The sequence below is a fragment of the Mesorhizobium sp. M1066 genome (assembly GCF_040318635.1).
GTDB lineage: Bacteria > Pseudomonadota > Alphaproteobacteria > Rhizobiales > Rhizobiaceae > Mesorhizobium.
Window position 1 is genome coordinate 1 of the sequence record NZ_JAMYMR010000095.1, and the last position, 2,523, is coordinate 2,523.

The 2,523-nt window shown below is 66.5% G+C and carries 2 protein-coding genes; both read right to left on the reverse strand.

Annotated features, from left to right (window positions below; genetic code table 11):
- Positions 1 to 300: 300 nt before the first annotated feature.
- Positions 301 to 1,494 carry an IS91 family transposase gene (locus tag NKH52_RS35180; RefSeq protein WP_352656920.1) on the reverse strand — a complete coding sequence of 398 codons (1,194 nt, stop codon included), beginning with the start codon at positions 1,492 to 1,494 and terminating at the stop codon, positions 301 to 303.
- Between the two features lie 3 nt (positions 1,495 to 1,497).
- A complete protein-coding gene (locus NKH52_RS35185) occupies positions 1,498 to 2,403 on the reverse strand; it encodes a tyrosine-type recombinase/integrase (protein ID WP_031203396.1) in 906 nt (301 codons plus the stop codon).
- Positions 2,404 to 2,523: the final 120 nt, after the last annotated feature.

The following is a 2,523-nucleotide window of genomic DNA, read 5'->3' on the forward strand; positions in this document are numbered from 1 at the left end:
TTGGTGAAGGGTTTCGGGTGCCGGCAGGCGTACGAAAGCCTCTCATGCAGGAACCCGCGGGCCACGAGGGTGGCTATGGGGATTTCGATTTACGGCTGATGTCGGCGATGTCGGGACCGCCGGAGGGAAGCGCCGCTATGGATGCTGCCAGGTCGCTTCGTCGCGTTTTCGCGGGGTGTTGTCGACCCGGCGCGCGACTGGACGTGTCCCCTTCGGCGTCGATGATCACCATGGACGCGCGTGGGTCCGTCGCCGAAGGCTGAGGGCCTGCGACTGAAGTCTGGACCATGCCATGCCGGGTCATGGGGAAGTCTCCCGGTTCGGTGCCGAAGTGTCCGGCGGTCCGCGCGGCGGCTTCCGGCGTTCGAACACTTCGATGATGATCATGCGTCCGCCGCAGCACGGGCACGGCGGGCGGAAGTCGTCCGGTTCGTTCGGGGTGTTCTCATCGGGCGGCGCAGCGACACTCAGCAGTTCGCGGGCACGTGCGAGGCTAGCCTTGCGGGCGGAGCCCGCGAGCAGGCCGTAGTGCCGGATGCGATGGAAGCCGCGCGGAAGGACATGGAGCAGGAAGCGGCGGATGAACTCGTCGGTCGCGAGCGTCATGACCTTCTGCCGATCGGCGCCGTCGCGACGGTAGTCCCTGTAGCGGAAGGTGACGCCGCTCTCGTCGAAGGCGATCAGCCGGCGGTTCGAGATCGCGACCCGATGCGTGTAGCGCGACAGGTAGGCGAGCACCGCATCCGGCCCGGCAAACGGCGCCTTGGCGTAGACAACCCAGCGCTTCTTCCGGACGGCAGCAAGCTGGCGCAGGAAGGCGCGTCGCTCGGTGAAGTGCGCCATCGACCCGAAAAAGGTGAGACAGCCGGCGTCGTGCAGCGCGACCAGCCGGGTCAGGAACAGTCGGCGGAACAGCGCCCCAAGCACTCGCACCGGGAGCAGGAACGCCGGGCGCGACGAGACCCAGCGTTTCCCGTCCGGTGCGATGCCGCCGCCCGGCACGATCATGTGCACGTGCGGATGGTGGGTCATTGCCGAGCCCCATGTGTGGAGCACGGCGGTGATGCCGATGCGTGCGCCGAGATGCTTGGGATCGGCGGCGATCGTCAGCATCGTCTCCGATGCCGCCTTGAACAGCAGGTCGTAGACCAGCGCCTTGTTGTGGAAGGCAATGTCGGCGATCTCGGCTGGCAGCGTGAACACGACGTGAAAGTAGCCGACCGGTAGCAGGTCGGCCTCGCGCTCAGCCAGCCATGTCCGCGCGGCCGCGCCCTGGCACTTCGGGCAGTGCCGGTTGCGGCAGGAGTTATAGGCGATCCGCCATTGGCCGCAGTCCTCGCAGGCCTCGACGTGACCGCCGAGCGCTGCGGTGCGGCAATGCTCGATCGCCGACATCACCTTGAACTGGATGAGGCTCAGGTGACCTGCATGGGCGGCCCGATAGGCGGGGCCGGCAGCACGGAAGATGTCGGCGACCTCGACAGAGGTGCGCACGGCTCAGCCGGGCGGCGTCTTGCCTTCCATCAGCGCCATCAGCCGGTCGAGCGGCCCTGCGACCGCATGGATCGTCCGCGTCGAGACCTTGGTGTAAAGCGCAGTCGTATCGAGCTTGCTGTGGCCAAGCAGCACCTGGATGACGCGGATGTCGACATCCTGTTCGAGCAGGTGGGTGGCGAAGCTGTGGCGCAGCGTGTGCGGGCTGACGCGTTTGCGGATGCCCGCGACTTCGGCTGCCTCCTGGACCGCCCGGTGCAATTGCCGCGACGAGATCGGCGCCGTGCAGCTGCGCCCCGGAAACAGCCAGCCATGCGGGAGCATCACCCCGCGCCGCCTGCCTTCGCGCCACCATAGCCGCAGCAGTTCAAGCAGTTGCGGTGAGAGCATCGCATTACGGTCCCTGCGGCCCTTGCCCTGCTCGACGCGGATCAGCATGCGCGTGCTATCGACATCGTCGACCTTGAGGTGTGCGACCTCGGACACGCGCAGGCCCGCGCCATAGGCGACGCCGAGTGCGGCCTTGTACTTGATGCCTGGTGCGGCTTCGAGCAGGCGCGCCGCTTCCTCCACGCTCAGCACGTCGGGGAGCTTGCGCTGATACCTCATGATCACCAGCGCACGCGCCAGATCTCGCCGCTTCAGCGTCACGAGGAACAGGAACCGCAAGGCTGAGACCGCGCCATTGATCGTCGCAGGGCCGACGCCGCTCTCATGCTGATGCAGCTGGAATCGACGGATGTCCTCAGCCGTCGCAGTGTGGGGCGAGCGGCCAAGGAACACAGCGAAGCGCCGGACGTGACGAACATAGTCCTGCTGGGTATGGGAGCCCAGGCCACGCATGAGCATGTCGTGCTGCATGCGCTGGCGAAGCGGAGAGATTGGTGCATCGGTCGACAGAGTAGCCATGGCGAGTTCCTCTCGTTGAAGGGAACTCCATGGTCAGATCGACGCCTCTACCCGCTCAAGGTCTATGAATATCGCGCCATCGCAGAACGAGGCGCCCCTCCCGCGGAGCGGGTTCGTGCA

Coding starts and splice junctions, on each gene's coding strand:
- NKH52_RS35185 (WP_031203396.1), bottom strand. CDS start 2,403: ATGGCTACTCTGTCGACCGATGCACCAATCTCTCCGCTTCGCCAGCGC.